This is a genomic window from Labrenzia sp. ATLA3 (assembly GCF_057180185.1).
The window spans coordinates 62,942-78,595 of record NZ_JBXUKV010000011.1; the positions used below are offsets into that span (position 1 = coordinate 62,942).

General features: G+C 56.2%; 16 protein-coding genes. 6 read left to right on the forward strand and 10 right to left on the reverse strand.

The window, feature by feature from the left end; all coding sequences use genetic code 11:
* Positions 1 to 43 precede the first annotated feature (43 nt).
* Positions 44 to 1,348 carry a nucleotide sugar dehydrogenase gene (locus AC2A6O_RS26855; RefSeq protein ID WP_498931733.1) on the forward strand — a complete coding sequence of 435 codons (1,305 nt, stop codon included), beginning with the start codon at positions 44 to 46 and terminating at the stop codon, positions 1,346 to 1,348.
* Between the two features lie 186 nt (positions 1,349 to 1,534).
* Complete coding sequence (locus AC2A6O_RS26860) at positions 1,535 to 1,969, forward strand: DUF4864 domain-containing protein (protein WP_148586917.1); 435 nt, start codon at positions 1,535 to 1,537, stop codon at positions 1,967 to 1,969.
* A 36-nt stretch (positions 1,970 to 2,005) separates the two neighbouring features.
* Here AC2A6O_RS26860 and tgt read toward each other — a convergent pair whose 3' ends face one another.
* The 5 genes from tgt to coaD all read right to left on the reverse strand — a co-directional run bounded on the left by tgt (position 2,006) and on the right by coaD (position 6,042).
* Complete coding sequence (gene tgt, locus AC2A6O_RS26865) at positions 2,006 to 3,160, reverse strand: tRNA guanosine(34) transglycosylase Tgt (protein WP_498931735.1); 1,155 nt, start codon at positions 3,158 to 3,160, stop codon at positions 2,006 to 2,008.
* Between the two features lie 9 nt (positions 3,161 to 3,169).
* The gene (gene queA, locus AC2A6O_RS26870) at positions 3,170 to 4,243 is read right to left on the reverse strand and encodes a tRNA preQ1(34) S-adenosylmethionine ribosyltransferase-isomerase QueA (RefSeq protein ID WP_498931737.1); all 1,074 of its coding nucleotides are present in this window, start codon (positions 4,241 to 4,243) and stop codon (positions 3,170 to 3,172) included.
* Positions 4,244 to 4,437: 194 nt separating this feature from the next.
* Positions 4,438 to 4,911, reverse strand: a complete 474-nt coding sequence (locus AC2A6O_RS26875; protein WP_148586920.1) for a peptidylprolyl isomerase — start codon at positions 4,909 to 4,911, stop codon at positions 4,438 to 4,440.
* A 44-nt stretch (positions 4,912 to 4,955) separates the two neighbouring features.
* The gene (locus tag AC2A6O_RS26880) at positions 4,956 to 5,495 is read right to left on the reverse strand and encodes a peptidylprolyl isomerase (RefSeq protein WP_498931739.1); all 540 of its coding nucleotides are present in this window, start codon (positions 5,493 to 5,495) and stop codon (positions 4,956 to 4,958) included.
* 40 nt (positions 5,496 to 5,535) lie between these two features.
* The gene (gene coaD / locus AC2A6O_RS26885) at positions 5,536 to 6,042 is read right to left on the reverse strand and encodes a pantetheine-phosphate adenylyltransferase (protein ID WP_498931741.1); all 507 of its coding nucleotides are present in this window, start codon (positions 6,040 to 6,042) and stop codon (positions 5,536 to 5,538) included.
* A gap of 165 nt (positions 6,043 to 6,207) precedes the next feature.
* On the opposite strand from coaD, the gene AC2A6O_RS26890 reads away from it, so the two are divergent.
* Positions 6,208 to 6,624 carry a phosphopantetheine adenylyltransferase gene (locus AC2A6O_RS26890; RefSeq protein WP_498931743.1) on the forward strand — a complete coding sequence of 139 codons (417 nt, stop codon included), beginning with the start codon at positions 6,208 to 6,210 and terminating at the stop codon, positions 6,622 to 6,624.
* A gap of 94 nt (positions 6,625 to 6,718) precedes the next feature.
* Here the strand turns inward: AC2A6O_RS26890 and gyrA are convergent, their stop codons facing one another.
* Positions 6,719 to 9,529, reverse strand: a complete 2,811-nt coding sequence (gene gyrA / locus AC2A6O_RS26895; RefSeq protein WP_498931744.1) for a DNA gyrase subunit A — start codon at positions 9,527 to 9,529, stop codon at positions 6,719 to 6,721.
* A 226-nt stretch (positions 9,530 to 9,755) separates the two neighbouring features.
* Between gyrA and AC2A6O_RS26900 the strand changes: the two genes are divergently transcribed.
* On the forward strand, positions 9,756 to 10,391 hold the full coding sequence (locus tag AC2A6O_RS26900; RefSeq protein WP_148586924.1) for a MarC family protein: 636 nt from the start codon (positions 9,756 to 9,758) through the stop codon (positions 10,389 to 10,391).
* A 7-nt stretch (positions 10,392 to 10,398) separates the two neighbouring features.
* Here AC2A6O_RS26900 and AC2A6O_RS26905 read toward each other — a convergent pair whose 3' ends face one another.
* Positions 10,399 to 10,776, reverse strand: coding sequence for a hypothetical protein (locus AC2A6O_RS26905; RefSeq protein WP_498931746.1), 378 nt, complete (start codon positions 10,774 to 10,776; stop codon positions 10,399 to 10,401).
* Between the two features lie 124 nt (positions 10,777 to 10,900).
* Here AC2A6O_RS26905 and AC2A6O_RS26910 point away from each other — a divergent pair, with 124 nt between their 5' ends.
* Together AC2A6O_RS26910 and AC2A6O_RS26915 are read left to right on the forward strand one after the other, a co-directional pair.
* A complete protein-coding gene (locus AC2A6O_RS26910) occupies positions 10,901 to 11,863 on the forward strand; it encodes a cation diffusion facilitator family transporter (protein WP_148586925.1) in 963 nt (320 codons plus the stop codon).
* A 256-nt stretch (positions 11,864 to 12,119) separates the two neighbouring features.
* Positions 12,120 to 12,338 (forward strand): hypothetical protein, encoded by a 219-nt coding sequence (locus AC2A6O_RS26915; protein WP_498931748.1) that lies wholly within the window; start codon positions 12,120 to 12,122, stop codon positions 12,336 to 12,338.
* Here AC2A6O_RS26915 and AC2A6O_RS26920 read toward each other — a convergent pair.
* The 3 genes from AC2A6O_RS26920 to guaA form a co-directional block, all read right to left on the reverse strand.
* A complete protein-coding gene (locus tag AC2A6O_RS26920; protein WP_498931750.1) occupies positions 12,322 to 12,849 on the reverse strand; it encodes a hypothetical protein in 528 nt (175 codons plus the stop codon). The two genes, AC2A6O_RS26915 and AC2A6O_RS26920, sit on opposite strands and share 17 nt — an antisense overlap.
* Before the next feature lie 114 nt (positions 12,850 to 12,963).
* Positions 12,964 to 13,677 carry a class I SAM-dependent methyltransferase gene (locus AC2A6O_RS26925; RefSeq protein WP_498931752.1) on the reverse strand — a complete coding sequence of 238 codons (714 nt, stop codon included), beginning with the start codon at positions 13,675 to 13,677 and terminating at the stop codon, positions 12,964 to 12,966.
* Positions 13,678 to 13,971: 294 nt separating this feature from the next.
* Positions 13,972 to 15,543: a glutamine-hydrolyzing GMP synthase gene (gene guaA / locus AC2A6O_RS26930; protein ID WP_498931754.1), complete on the reverse strand. Its 1,572-nt coding sequence runs from the start codon at positions 15,541 to 15,543 to the stop codon at positions 13,972 to 13,974.
* Positions 15,544 to 15,654 lie beyond the last annotated feature (111 nt).

Genomic DNA, 15,654 nt, shown 5'->3' on the forward strand with positions numbered 1-15,654 from the left:
CGCAGACCCGGCCTATTTCGTTCGCACCAATCCCGGATGCCTTATGCACGACAACTCCATTTACGCCACCAGGATCGCAGTCATCGGTCTTGGCTATGTCGGTTTGCCGGTCGCAACCGCCTTCGCCGCGAAGGGGTTTGATGTTCTCGGGTTTGATATCAACGAAAACCGGCTAAGCGAATTACGCAGCGGATGCGACAGCACGGCCTCCGTCGGGCAAGCTGATTTGCGGCAGGAAACGCTCGTTTTCTCCAGCCAGGAAACCGATCTGAACGACCGGGATGTTCTGATCGTGGCTGTGCCGACACCGGTTGACCATGCAAAGCGGCCCGACCTGTCGCCTTTCAGGAGCGCAGCAGCAACTGTTGGCCGCAACCTGAAATCCGGCGCCATCGTTGTTTTTGAATCGACCGTCTACCCAGGGGCAACCGAGGAAGTTGCCGTTCCAATTCTGGAGCAACAATCGGGGCTGACCCTCGGAAGGGACTTCGCTGTTGGCTATTCTCCGGAACGGATCAACCCGGGCGACACCGAACGCGGATTTGCGGACATCACCAAAATCGTTTCGGGCTCAAGCCCGGAAGCGGCAGATACGCTCGCCAAACTCTATGGTGCAGTCGTAACGGCCGGAATTCATCTTGCGCCGTCGATTCGGGTGGCGGAAGCGGCGAAAGTCATCGAGAACACGCAGCGCGATCTCAATATCGCTCTCATGAACGAACTGGCGATGCTGTTTGACCAGATGGGCATCGACACAAGGGATGTGCTGGAGGGCTCTTCAACCAAGTGGAACTTCCTGCCATTTCAGCCGGGATTGGTCGGTGGTCACTGCATCGGTGTTGATCCCTATTACCTGACGCACAAGGCGCATGAAATCGGCATGACACCTCAGGTCATTCTGGCTGGTCGCGGGACCAACGAGGCAATGCCGGCGTTCATTGCCGGCAAGATTTTTCAGGAAAGCGTAAAGCTCGGCATGCCCATGCCGCCAAAGGTCGTTGTTCTCGGCATCACCTACAAGGCAAATGTGCCCGACACGCGCAATTCCAAGGTTGTCGATCTCATCCGGGAGTTGGAGAAGTTCGGCGCAAGCGTTCAGGTCTGCGACCCGCTCGCGCATCCTGATGAGGTAACCGCAGAATACGGAATCACTCTGACTCCTGCCGATGAACTTGCCGCTGCAGACGTCGCCGTTCTGGCTGTCCCGCATCAGCATTTTTTCCATGATGGCACGGGGTGGCAGGTGTTGAAGGATGTCCTGAAAAACGAGCGCGGTCTTGTTGCTGATATTCCCGCACTGCTCGACCGGTCAACGTGTCCGGATGGAATTCGGCTTTGGCGTCTTTGATTTTACAGAACTTTTCTCTTGGACGAAGCGCAGACCACCACGCACCGTCTGGAAACGACGACAGGAACCTGCCTCCAAATGCTTCAGCTTGCTGATAATTACCGCAGAGGATTGCTGGTATTTTAGCAATCTGAAAAGGGTTTTGAGCCGTATACTTATCGGGTTTCAGGAAAGGAGACACCGAACATGGCTCATGCTCGTTTCTGGAAGATGGTGGCGGTTGCCGGCGTCAGTGCCTTGCTGGCCTCCGGGTCAGTCCGTGCCGAGGACAGCCTCGACAGCAGTGCCTTTCACAACATCATCAAAAATCAGATGAGTGCCTTTGCAAAGGGAAATGCCCAGGCGGCCTTCTCTTTTGCTACAAGTTCCTTGCAACAGAGATTCCAGACGCCTGAGTTCTTCATGGAAATGGTGCGTCAAGGCTATCAACCGGTCTATAAGCCTAAAAGCGTCACGTTCGGCCGATCGAAAATGACCAAGCTAGGGCCGACACAGGAAGTCTATGTGACAGGTCCAAAAGGCAAGAATTGGCTGGCGCTCTATAGCTTCGAGCAGCAGGAAGACGGTACGTGGAAAATTTCCGGCTGCTACCTGACAACAGCGGATGGGTTTTCCGCCTAGTCTGTTTCTGCCGGAGCCAAGATTGACTGTGCGGGGTTACAGCGCCGCGATATCTCCGCGCGACCAGTCTTCCTTTGTTTTGGCATAGAAGTCCTCGAAGCGCCCGTTCTCGATCGCATCGCGCATGCCCTGCATCAGGAACTGGTAGTAGGCAATGTTGTTCCAGGTAAGCAGCATGCCGCCCAGCCCTTCCCCTGTGCGAACAAGATGGTGCAGATAGGCGCGGCTGTAGACGCTTGTTGCGGGACAGGCATTTGCCTCATCCAGCGGACGGGGGTCTTCCTGGTGGCGGGCATTCTTCAGATTGACCTTGCCATAGCGGGTATAAGCCAGACCGTGACGTCCGGCTCTCGTCGGCATCACGCAATCGAATTGATCAATGCCGCGCTTCACACTTTCCAGAAGATCGTCCGGTGTTCCGACACCCATCAGGTAACGGGGTTTGTCCACCGGCATCACCGGTGTGGTGATGTCGAGCATGCTCAGCATGACGTCTTGCGGCTCTCCAACCGCCAGTCCGCCGACCGAGTAACCTTCAAACGGCATCTTGCCGAGCTCTTCCGCAGACCGAATCCGAAGATCCGACTGGTCGCCGCCCTGAACGATGCCATATAGCCCCTGCCCCTTGCCAGGCCCGCCCATGGCTTCGAACTGGGTGCGGGAACGCTCTGCCCATCTGAGCGACAATTCCATCGCTCTTTGGACTTCTTCACGCGGGCTCGGCAATTTGATGCACTCATCCAGCTGCATCTGAATGTCTGACCCGAGCAGTCCCTGGATCTCGACAGAACGTTCCGGCGTCAGATGGTACTTCTGACCATCGATATGGCTTTGGAAGCGCACCCCGTCTTCATCCAGCTTGCGAAGTTGCGCAAGTGACATCACCTGGAACCCGCCGCTATCGGTCAGGATCGTGTGCGGCCAGTTCATGAAGGTGTGGAGCCCGCCAAGTTTCGCAACCCGTTCCGCGGTTGGACGCAGCATCAGGTGATAGGTATTTCCGAGAACGACGTCGGCCCCCGTTTCACGTACCTGTTCCGGGTACATCGCCTTTACAGTCGCCTGGGTGCCGACCGGCATGAAAGCAGGCGTGCGGACGACGCCGTGAGGTGTGGTGATCTCACCTCGCCGAGCCGCACCGTCGGTCGTGATAAGCTTGAAGCCGAATGTCTTGCCGGTTTCTTCAGTCATGTTCGGTCCTCAGAGAGCCCCTTCCTGCGGAAACAGCAGTGAAGCGTCGCCGTAGCTGTAAAAACGATATTCCTGCGAGATCGCGTGTGCATAGGCCTCACGCATTGTGTCCAGGCCCGAAAGAGCCGACACCAGCATGAAGAGCGTGGAGCGCGGAAGGTGGAAGTTGGTCATCAACGCATCGATTGCCCTGAAACGGTAGCCCGGCGTGATGAAAATCGACGTTTCACCGGCAAATGCGGCAATGGCACCGGTTTTCTGGGCTGAGCTTTCAAGGATACGCAGGGATGTGGTGCCGACGCTGACGACCTTGTTTCCCCGCGCCTTGACAGCCAGGAGGGCCGCGGCGGTCTCTTCGGAGATTTCGCCCCATTCGGCGTGCATCTTGTGTTCGGACGTGTCTTCCGCCTTCACCGGCAGGAAGGTGCCCGCGCCGACATGCAGCGTTACGCGGTGTTGCTCAATACCGCGATCGCTCAAGGCCTGCAGCAATTCCGGTGTAAAATGAAGCCCCGCCGTCGGCGCGGCAACCGCACCGTCCTTCTCGGCAAATATCGTCTGGTAGTCCTTGCGATCCTGGTCGTCCTCACCACGCTTTTGCGCGATATAGGGTGGCAAGGGTATGTGTCCGACAGAAGCTATGGCTACGTCGAGGTCAGGGCCGGAACGGTCGAATGTCAGCAGCACTTCGCCGCTGTCGCCTTTTTCAGTCACGTCCGCCGTCAACCGGGTACCGAATCCTTCGAACAGCACTGTATCGCCGACCTGGAGCTTCTTTGCCGGCCTGACAAAAGCCTTCCAGCGGTCGGGTCCTGCACGCATGTGAAGCGTCGCACCAATGCCTGCGCTAATTTCACCACGCAGGCGCGTTCCTTCGAGTTGCGCCGGGATTACCCTGGTGTCGTTGAAGACCAACGCATCGCCAGGTTCCAGCAGTTGCGGCAGTTCACGAACCCCGGCGTCAGATAGCTGCGGTTGCTGATCTGGTCGCACAACAAGCATGCGGGCAGAATCGCGCGGTCGGGCGGGACGCAGGGCGATCCGTTCGTTTGGGAGCTCAAAATCGAATTGGTCGACGCGCATGGCGTTTTGCTACTGCCAAATATCTGGAAAGCTTCAGGATGCAGCGCCAGATCCGTTTCGACCGGTAACCGCACATACTGTAAGCGGCTCTTACTGGTGACGGAGAAGCAGGTCAACCATCTGGAGCCTGATCCAAAACAAAACAGCGCGGGTGTTTGCCCGCGCTGCCTCAAGACCAATGATTTTCAGCAGGCTCAGGCTGCGTCAGCCGCCACCTTCAGGGACGCGATGTTGTCCGGATTGGACACCGGCTCACCACGTTTGATCTTGTCGACATTGTCCATGCCTTCGATGACTTTGCCCCAAACGGTGTATTGACCGTCAAGCCAGGGTGCGTCGGTGAAGCAAATGAAGAACTGGCTGTCGCCGGAGTTCGGGTCCATGGCACGGGCCATGGAACAGGTGCCACGCACGTGCTTTTCGTTGCTGAACTCCGCTTTCAGCTTCTTGCCGGAACCGCCGGTGCCGGTTCCCTGCGGGCAACCGGTCTGGGCCATGAAGCCGTCGATCACGCGGTGAAAGACGACACCGTCATAGAAGCCTTCGCGAACCAGTTCCTTGATGCGGGCGACATGGGTTGGTGCAAGATCGGGTTTCATCTCGATCACGACCGGACCCTGGCTGGTTTCCATGAGAAGGGTGTTTTCGGCGTCTTTGATATCAGCCATCGAGTATCTCCTTAAGTGTCTTTGAAATCTGTGAGGCCAGATGCTTATTGTGCGTCTGCAGCGACTTGCATCTTGATGATCTTGTCTGGGTTCGCCGGCGGTTCGCCACGCTTGATGTTGTCGACGTATTCCATGCCATCGACGACTTCACCGAATACAGTGTACTGACCGTTCAGCCAATCACCGTCCGCGAACATGATGAAGAACTGCGAATTTGCGCTATCCGGGCTGGCAGACCGGGCCATGCCGAGCGTGCCACGCTTGAACGGCGCGTCGGAAAATTCGGCTTTCAGGTTGGGCTCGTCGGAGCGGCCAGTGCCTGTGCCGGTGGGGTCACCGGTCTGTGCCATGAATCCGTCGATCACGCGGTGAAAGACGATACCGTCGTAAAACCCTTCGCGGGCAAGCTTCTTGATGCGCTCGACGTGCGCCGGTGCAAGATCCGGGCGCAATTGGATGACGACCCGACCGTCTTTCAGGTCGAGATAAAGAGTGTTTTCAGGATCATTTGCCTGGGCGTTAACAGCTGACGGCAGGATCAAGAGCGATGCCAGAATGGCAAAAACTGCAAAAAAGCGCGACACTGGAGACTCCTAAGGTTCAGGTCTAGAGCTTGGCTTCGGTTCATGCGCCGGTAGTTGCCCGCAGCCGTAATGGTTCGGCTACCGGTTCCGGAACAAAAGCGGAAATTTCACCGCCCATCTTTGCGATTTGACGCACCAAGGTGGCCGTGATGTGGCGCACCGTCGGGGATGCAGGAAGAAATACCGTTCGAATGTCCGGCTCCAGCGTGCCGTTCATGCCGGCCATCTGCATTTCGTAGTCAAGATCGGTGCCATCCCGCAGGCCGCGAACCAGATAGGCAGCCTTCTGCTGTCTTGCTGTCTCGATCACCAGATCGTCGAACGCAATGACATCAATCCTATCAGCTTCGTCTGCTGTGAACTCGGACCTTGCGGATGCGTGGATCAGTTCGACCCGTTCCTTGAAGGAAAACAGGGGTGTCTTGCCGGGATGGACGCCAATGGCAACCACAACCTTGTCTGCCAGCGCAAGCGACTGGCGCAATATATCCATGTGGCCGTTTGTGACAGGATCAAAGGATCCTGGATAAAGCGCAATACGATTCATGGCCCCTTCCTTACTCTGCCTGCTTCGGCCTAACAAGTGGAACGCAGACCCGAACGAGACTTTTGCCAGTAACTGACAATGTGTGACGGTCGTCACATCTCTCTATGCAGGCTTGGGTAATGTTGGCTCCATCGAAATCAATTGGCGTGAGCAGGAGCCAGCACCATGAGGAGCACTACCACAATCGACAGGACCGCAACCGCAATCGCGCTGCGCCCGTTTTCATTTCCGGCCAAGGCAATCGATCCGGCCGGCCATTTCAAGATGGCAGCCATTTTCGTTCTGGCTTTGCTTACCATGATTGGGGCGGGCATGATGACCATGTACCCGGGCAACGCATCCCAGGCGCAAGGTCTGACCAGCATGGCAACGCAGGGGCTTGCAAGCACCAAATCAGACCGCGCGGTGCAGGTTCCCGCCACGAAAGTTTGCGAATCCCAAGCCTGGGGCGCCTGGAGCGAAGATTGTGCTGCGGCCCTGACTGGTGCCACTAGCGTTCGCAATGTTTCCTTTGTTACAGTCGAAAGAAGCGCGCCGACTGTCAACGAGACCATTCTGGCGCGTTATCCCGTGGCCAACTGAGTTTCGCCTCAGACCTCCCTTCCCCGTAACGGCAAACAGCGGCTCAGGTTCCACCCTGGCCGCTGTTGTCGTTTAAAGGTTAGCCAATCAGAGATCAGGCTTCAGGAGGTGTGTCATCTCCTTCAGCCGTGTCGGTACCGGCATCCTTCTCTTCGCCTGGGGCAGCAGAGCCCTCGCTGTCTCCTTCCAGGCCATCTTCGAGAACATCTTCCTCGTCGGCTTCGGAGATCCCTTCGACCGCAACAACCTTTTCGTCGGCTGCCGTCTTGAAGACGATAACCCCCTGCGTTGCTCGGCCGGCGATGCGGATACCGTGCACCGGACAGCGGATCAGCTGACCGCCATCCGTGACCAGCATGATCTGGTGGCCGTCTTCAACGGGGAAGGACGATACCAGACCGCCATTCCGGCTGTTGACGGCCATGGCCGTGATGCCTTTTCCGCCTCGGCCCGTGACCCTGTATTCGAACGAAGAGGTCCGCTTTCCGTAGCCGTTTTCCGAAATGGTCAGGATGATCTGTTCAGCCGCGCTCATCTGTGCGTAGCGTTCCTGCGGCAGCTCACCGGCGACAACGCCTTCTTCATCTGCGCCATTGCCGTTTTCATCCGCTTCACCGCGCATCGCCCGGGAAAGTTTCAGATAGGCTGCGCGCTCTTCCGCGCTCACATCGATGTGGTGCAGGATCTGCATGGAGATCACACGGTCCTCATCGGCAAGACGGATCCCGCGCACCCCGACGGAATTACGGCCAGCGAACACGCGAACATCGGTGACGGGGAAGCGGATACATTGACCGAAGTTGGTCGTGAGCATCACATCGTCATGTTCGGAACAGGTGTCGACGCCGACAATGCCATCGCCCTCTTCCAGCTTCATGGCAATCTTGCCGTTCCGGTTGATGTTGACGAAATCGGACAGTTTGTTGCGGCGGATGGTGCCCCGAATGGTGGCGAACATCACATCCAGGTTTGCCCAGCTGTCCTCGTCCTCCGGCAACGGAAGAATTGAGGTGATCTGCTCGCCCTGCTCAAGCGGCAGCAGGTTGATCAATGCCTTTCCGCGCGAGGTAGGTCCGCCGAGCGGTAGACGCCATACCTTCATCTTGTAACAGATGCCGCGCGACGAGAAGAACAGAACCGGCGTGTGGGTGTTGGCAACGAACAGCCGGGTGACGAAATCCTCGTCCTTGGTCGCCATGCCGGACCGGCCCTTGCCACCCCGCCGCTGTGCCCGGTAGGTGGCCAGCGGTACACGCTTGATGTATCCGCCGTGAGAGACCGTCACGACCATGTCTTCGCGCTGGATCAGGTCTTCTTCATCGAAGTCGGCGCCACCTTCGATAATTTCCGTTTTGCGTGGCGTGGCGAACTCTTGCTTGATTTCAAGCATTTCGTCGCGGACGATCTCCTGGATCCTGGCCCGTGAGCGCAGGATGTCGAGATAGTCGGAAATTTCCGCACCGATCTTGTTGAGTTCTTCCTCGATTTCGTCGCGGCCCATCGCCGTCAGACGCTGCAGACGCAGTTCAAGAATAGCTCGCGCCTGTTCTTCAGACAGTTTGTAGGTGCCGTCGTCCTGCACCATGTGGCGCGGGTCGTCGATCAGAAGAATGAGCGATTCCACATCCTTTGCCGGCCAGTTGCGCTCCATGAGCTGCGCTCTGGCCGTCGCAGGGTCCGGTGCCGCACGGATCAGCTTGATGACTTCATCAATATTGGCAACTGCGATACCCAGACCGACCAAGATGTGGGCCCTGTCACGCGCCTTTTTCAGAAGGTAACGGGTGCGCCGCTGGATCACTTCCTCACGGAACGCTACGAAGGCGCGCAGCATGTCGGAGAGGGTCATCTGCTCCGGCTTGCCACCGTTCAGCGCAACGATGTTCGCGCCGAAGGACGTCTGCAACTGGCTGAACCGGTAAAGCTGGTTCAGGATCACGTCCGGAACCGCATCACGCTTCAGTTCAATCACGACACGCATGCCAGAGCGGTCGCTTTCATCGCGGATGTCGGAGATGCCTTCGATACGTTTGTCGCGCACCAGTTCGGCAATCTTTTCGATCATGGTCGATTTGTTGACCTGATACGGGATCTCCGTAACGATCAGGGCGGTGCGGTCCTTGCGCACTTCCTCGACATCGACCTTTGCCCGCATGACGATGGATCCGCGGGCAGTCTCATAAGCACTGCGAATGCCAGACCGACCCAGGATCATGCCACCTGTCGGAAAGTCCGGACCAGGGACGATCTGCATCAGCTCTTCAAGCGACATCGCCGGATTTTCCATCACGGCAATGGCGGCGTCGATGACTTCGCCCAGGTTATGCGGCGGGATGTTGGTGGCCATGCCGACCGCAATACCGCCGGCCCCGTTGACAAGAAGATTCGGGAACTTGGCAGGAAGAACAACAGGTTCGCTTTCGGAGTTATCGTAGTTCTCCTGAAAGTCGACCGTTTCCTTGTCGATATCGTCCAGCAACTTGTGGGCGACTTTTTGCAGCCGGCACTCGGTATAACGCATGGCCGCGGCCGGGTCGCCGTCGATGGACCCAAAGTTGCCCTGCCCGTCGATAAGCGGCAGCCGCAGCGAGAAATTCTGCGCCATCCGCACGAGAGCATCGTAAATCGCGCTGTCGCCGTGCGGGTGATATTTCCCCATCACGTCACCGACCACGCGGGCGGACTTGCGATAGGGCTTGTTCCACTCGTAGCCGTTCTCGTGCATCGAGTAGAGAATGCGCCGGTGAACCGGTTTGAGGCCGTCGCGGACGTCAGGCAGCGCACGCGAAACGATCACGCTCATCGCGTAATCGAGATAGCTGCGCTTCATTTCATCGACGATGGAGACCGGTTTGATATCGGACGGAAGACCGTCAGTGGGCGTGCTATTGTCCTGGTCAGCCAAGGAAGACACTCATTTCATTGTTATTGCTGCTCCTTTTATATCCGATTCAAGACGCCGCTCCAAATTCCCGGAGCTTTTCCGCCAAAGTAATAAGGTCTAACTTTCAATGTGTTACGAGAAATATACACAGGGATTGAAAATCATTTCGCCGGACAAGGTCTGCGGACCCCGCAAAGCACTATAGTAAGGTGGCAAAAGCACCTGAAAAACCGGCCCGGGAATCGATATGCTGGACTACTACATCAATGCCTTCGCGACGCTATTCGTCACCATCGATCCGGTTGGTTTGGCCCCGATGTTTCTGGCAATCACGGCGGGAATGAGCAAGCACGACAGGCGCAAAGTCGCCGTTCGGGCAACCATCACGGCTGCTGGCATTCTTCTGATTTTCTATGCGTCGGGACAGACGGTGCTCAATGTTCTCGGAATATCCGTGTCGGCCTTCCGAGTTGCCGGCGGCATCCTCTTGTTCCTGATCGCCATCGAGATGATTTTCGGCAAACGTCAGGCCCGCAAAACCGAGACCGCCGAAAAGGCGATGGAATCTGAAACGCATCACGGAACGCTGAACGAACTGGCTATCTTTCCGTTGGCGATCCCCCTGATCTCCGGACCAGCCGCAATTTCGGCAATCATTCTGCTGTCCAGCCAGGCCCCGGACACGCTTGCTTATGCAGGGCTGGGCGCCGTCATCGCGATTATTCTGTTGAGTTGCATGGGTGCGTTTCTGCTGGCCGACAAGATCGAAAGGCTTTTGGGGGAGACCGCGCAACTGGTGATTACCCGCCTGCTGGGGGTGCTTCTTGCCGCGCTCTCCGTTCAGTTTGTGGCAGACGGCGTGCTGGCTTTCATCCGCACCTGAAACCGCTTCAGCGCGTCAAGTCCAGCTTGTATTCTTGTGAAGAGACGCCATGCACCGTGTCTCGCGCCCGAATTACGACTTGCGAAACGGTTTCAGGGATCTTGACGCCTGAAAGCGAGCGCGTGAAGGGTTGTTCGTCAACATGCGGGTGGAGAAGAACCCGCTCGCCGAGCAGGTGTCCCTCTGGCGTATAGACCTGCCAGAGATCCGCATAATGATCCCAACCTGTGTCGTCATGTTTGAGGGTTACTGAGAAGGTCCATCCTCTTGTGGAGCTGCTTGCCTTTGCCGTGACTATCTCCACCTCGCCCGCAATGGACCCATTCAGTCCATACCCTGACAGGACCACAAACAGCGCAACCACTGCCGAATTTCTGACAATCATGAAACAAGTCTCCCTTGGCGTATGCGGGGGTATCCTTGCAATGCAGCGTGCTTGAACAAAGTCACGAATGCGTCATAGGCTGCGGTGCAAAGAGACAGGAACAAGCCGACCGGAAAGGGCAAGCATGGCAGGCCATGGATCCAGAAAAGTGATATTCGCGGCCCTTGCGGGCAACTCCCTGATCGCCATAACGAAGTTTGCGGCGGCAGCCTACACCGGTTCTTCGGCGATGCTGTCGGAGGGTATCCACTCTCTCGTCGATACCGGCAACCAGGGCCTGCTTCTCTATGGCCTGAAGAAAGCCAAGCAGCCGGCAGACAAGAGACACCCCTTCGGTTACGGAGCCGAACTCTATTTCTGGTCCTTTGTCGTTGCGATCCTAATTTTTGCCGTCGGTGCCGGTGTCTCTATTTACGAAGGAATCCAGAAGGTCCTGCATCCTCATCCTGTGTCCGATCCTTACGTTGCTTACATCGTTCTGGCACTTGCGATGATTTTCGAGGCCACGGCCTGGTGGATTGCGTTCAAGGAATTCGACAAGGCGCGGGGAAAGAAGTCCATCTTTTCTGCCGTCCAGGACAGCAAGGACCCAACTGTCTTCACCGTCCTGTTTGAAGATTCCGCTGCCATGCTCGGTCTGGTCGTCGCATTTGTCGGATTGCTCGGTGTGCAGTTTCTGGGCCTCCCCTGGCTGGACGGTGTTGCTTCAATCCTGATCGGCGTCATCCTCGGGGGAACAGCTACCCTGCTTGCCTATGAAACCAAGGGACTGCTGATTGGCGAAGGCGCGTCGCCGGAAATTATCGCAAAGATAGAAGCCATCATCGACGCGACTGCTGCCATCAATAACCTGAATGAAATTCGGACATTGCATCGCGGGCCCCAGGATATCCTGCTCGCACTTTCCGTCGACTTCATTGACGAAGTGACAGCAGGGACTGTGGAAGAAACGATCTATTCCCTGGAAAGAACCATCAAGATGGAAATGCCTGCGGTGACACGTCTGTTCATCGAAGTTCAGGCAAAGGAACATCATGAACAGATGCTGGCCGAGGAGCAGGCTGCCGCCCTTGAGCTTAAGGAATAGCGGATGGCATGTGCCTCCACGGGTCACATCTACATCGACCCGCTGGACGTCGACGTGTTCGCTCGTGACGTCCGGACGATCAGCCACAGTGCCTAGGCTGAAGGAGGTGTCTGTTCTGCGGAATCATGCAGTATGACAAACCAAGTGAGGCGCTTCCTGGTCGATGAGGCGCTGGCAAGATCAGGAAGCGCTGACAGCCCAACTTTCGGGAGGCTGAAACAGCGGCATTCCTGGCAATCTGGGGGCTGGATGAAAGTTGACCCTAGATCGCACCGTGTTTGGGAAGAAGTGCGCGGTCTCAATTGAACCGCTGGACCAGCGCCAAGGCATGATGCTCTTTCATGATCCCATTAAGGCTGTCGCCGGCTTCAGGTCGCCCGCCCACTGCATGTTTGGTGCGCGCCTGTTCGTCGATGAAGCGATGATTGAATGCGCCGGAAAAACCCTTTGGCGTTTCTTCAACGCGGTATGTTGATATGCCGACGAAGGCCAGTGAGGAAATCTGAGACCTGACGCGAGGCTTCGACCAACGGAAATTCCCTCAGTCTTGCTTCGGTCCATTCCGTTTGAGGAGCAAGCTGAAGCTGGAGCTCCGAAAGTTCCAGTTGTTCCGATTTGCCAAGAGGGAGTTTTTCGGCGGCTGACAACAGCAGCAACTTTTCATGAATTTGACGAAGGACCGAGAGCGCGTCGCCCATCCGCGTCATTAGCCCGGGATCATCCCGCCAGGAGCGCCCATCAAACACTTCTTGTGTCACCACCTGGCCTGCCCCATGACAATCATAGGCAATGCAGCCGCTGAACCCGAGTCGGGACCTGTCGTCAAAAATGCTGCAGCTACCGTTACAATCCAGGTTTGGACAAACCTCGCCTGCTGCCTTGTCGATGCCGAAGGACTCGGACTGATCAAACGCAAAAACAACGCAGCAAAGCGCAGCGCACGATGCGCAGTCTGCTGTCAGATCTGGATGCCGCGCTGTGTTCATTCAGGTCCAAACTCAAAAAACTGTCACAAGTGCCAAGCCTGCTCAATCACGGCGCCCACTTAAGGGAGTTGCCTATTTTCCGCATCGAAAGGCGCCTGCGGACAGCCTTTCGTGTCAGGACGAGACCTTGTCACCGTCCTGCCTGACAGCCATGAAGGATTTGGTCAAAAACAGTATCTTTTCTTTTTTGATCAACGCGTCATCAAAAAGCGCCTGGTACATGGCTTTGCTCAACAGACGAGCACTTTCGACAATTTCGACGGCTTCGTCCGTGTTAGCGCCTTTTGGCCAGTGCCCTAGTGAAAAGCGGGTAACAAGCCAGACCCTGAGCGGTTTCGGCAACCAATGAAAAAAGAGCGTCAAGCAGTGCGGTTCAACAGGAAACCAGAAATTGGGAGTCTGAACAAAATATCCGCCATGGAATTTTTTGATATTTGACGCAAACTTCCTCATTTGGGCCCAATCACCCACATGTTCGATCACTGAATTTGAATGTATCAGGTCGAAGTCCTGCTGGTTCAACTGGCTCCAGATGTCATCCGTTGCGTCTCCAGTCAGAAAATCAAATCTGCCAACAGCCTCAAACGCCTGCGACTCCGGTAGATTGAGAAGCGTTATCTGTACCTTGTTTCGATCAAGAAATTCTTCGTCGATTATCTTCCAGTATTGAACGGTTCCACCGATATCGAGAATTTTTACCGATCCCTTTTGGTTGAACACCTTTTCAATAAGGTCGCAAAAGTTTTTAACTCTTCTTTTTCTTGCAATTTTCCCTAGGCTGAAGCCATCACCTTCATATCCAGCAATAATTTTAGTAAATATACTCACTATTTATCTTCCTGTCCTGCGCCTGAAAAAGGGATTTGCTCGGCGTTGGTCTGGTTCATCAAACGTTGAACGCCTACAGGTATTCAGTCAAACAACCGCTACCTGTAGATGGCTCACGGTTAAAGAGCGAGTTGTGGAAAACGACCACCCTTTTCAATTCACGGGTGTCTTCCAGCTTCAGTCCAAATTTACGTCAATTCTTGCGGCGCCTGGTGGGCCTTGCCGCCCCCCATCCAACTCTATGGATACGTCTTGCCTGCGGAGCCGGACCTGTGCGATCCGGCTTGCCCGCTTTTATTCCCATTCAATCGTGCCGGGAGGTTTTGACGTGATGTCGTAGGTTACCCGGTTGATGCCCTGTACCTCGTTGATGATGCGGGTTGCCGTTTCTCCCAGGAAGTCATGCGTGAAAGGATAGTAGTCGGCTGTCATTCCGTCGACCGACGTTACTGCTCTCAGAGCGCAGGCATAATCGTAGGTTCGTCCATCGCCCATAACGCCGACTGTGCGTACGGGCAGGATCGCAACGAAAGCCTGCCAGATATCGTCATAGAGGCCATGTTTGCGGATCTGGTCGATATAAACAGCATCCGCCTTGCGCAGGATATCCAGTTTATCGCGCGTAATTTCGCCCGGACAACGGATTGCAAGACCTGGTCCTGGGAACGGATGACGGCCGATGAACGTCTCGGGCAAGCCGAGTTCTCGACCAAGCGCCCTCACCTCATCCTTGAAGAGTTCACGAAGCGGCTCGACCAGCTTCAGGCCCATCTTTTCCGGCAGACCGCCGACGTTGTGATGCGACTTGATCGTTACGGACGGACCGCCGGAAAAACTGACGCTTTCGATGACGTCGGGATAGAGCGTGCCTTGAGCTAGGAAATCTGCGCCTTCGATTTCATTAGCGTGTTTCTGGAACACGTCGATGAACAGCTTCCCGATGATCTTGCGTTTGGTTTCCGGGTCGGAAACGCCGTCCAGTTCTCCAAGGAACAGGTCGCTTTCGTCCGCATGGATCAGGGGAATGTTGTAGTTGTCGCGGAACATGGAGACCACTTCATCGGCCTCATTCAGGCGCAACAAGCCGTGGTCGACGAAGACGCATGTAAGCTGATCCCCGATCGCCTCGTGGATCAGGACAGCGGCAACGGAACTGTCGACACCGCCGGACAGACCGCAAATGACTTTCTTGTCGCCAACCTGTTCACGGATCCTGGCAATGGCGTCATCCTTGTAGGCGCCCATGGTCCAGTCACCGGAAAAGCCGGCCAGGCGGACAAAATTTTCATAAATCTTCTTGCCGTTCGGCGTGTGATGCACTTCCGGATGGAACTGAACGGCGTAGAAGTTTTTCGCCTTGTCTGCCGTAATCGCGAAAGGCGCGTTCGGGGAGGTTCCAAAAACCTCGAAGCCTGGAGCGATCTGGCTGACATGGTCGCCGTGGCTCATCCAGACCTGCTCTTTTCCGTCCGCGAACCAACCATCGAGCAAAGAAATCTTGCTTTCGGCAGGTGTCACAAAGGCCCTGCCGAATTCCGCCGTTCCGCCACCGCCGGAGATCTTGCCGCCGTCGACCTGCCCGCCCAGCTGCTGCATCATGACCTGTTGGCCGTAGCAGATCCCCAGGATCGGAACGCCCATTGCGTAGACGCTTTCCGGCGGACGCGGTGAACCGGCTCGCGTAACCGAATCCGGACCTCCCGAGAAGATCACCGCCTTTGGCGCGAAGTCGGCCAGAAATGCGTCGGTGACGTTCTGATAGGGGTGAATTTCGCAATAAACGTTCAACTCGCGCAGGCGCCGCGCGATGAGCTGCGTGACCTGGGAGCCGAAGTCGATGATAAGGAGGCGCTGATGGTGGGTCATGGCCAGCTTTTAACCGGTCTTTTCAGTAAATTGAACCCGAATTTCACACCAGTTGCTGTCCCGCACAATATTTTACCAGCGTAGTCGCTTCCATGGCATTCCTGTGGCCTA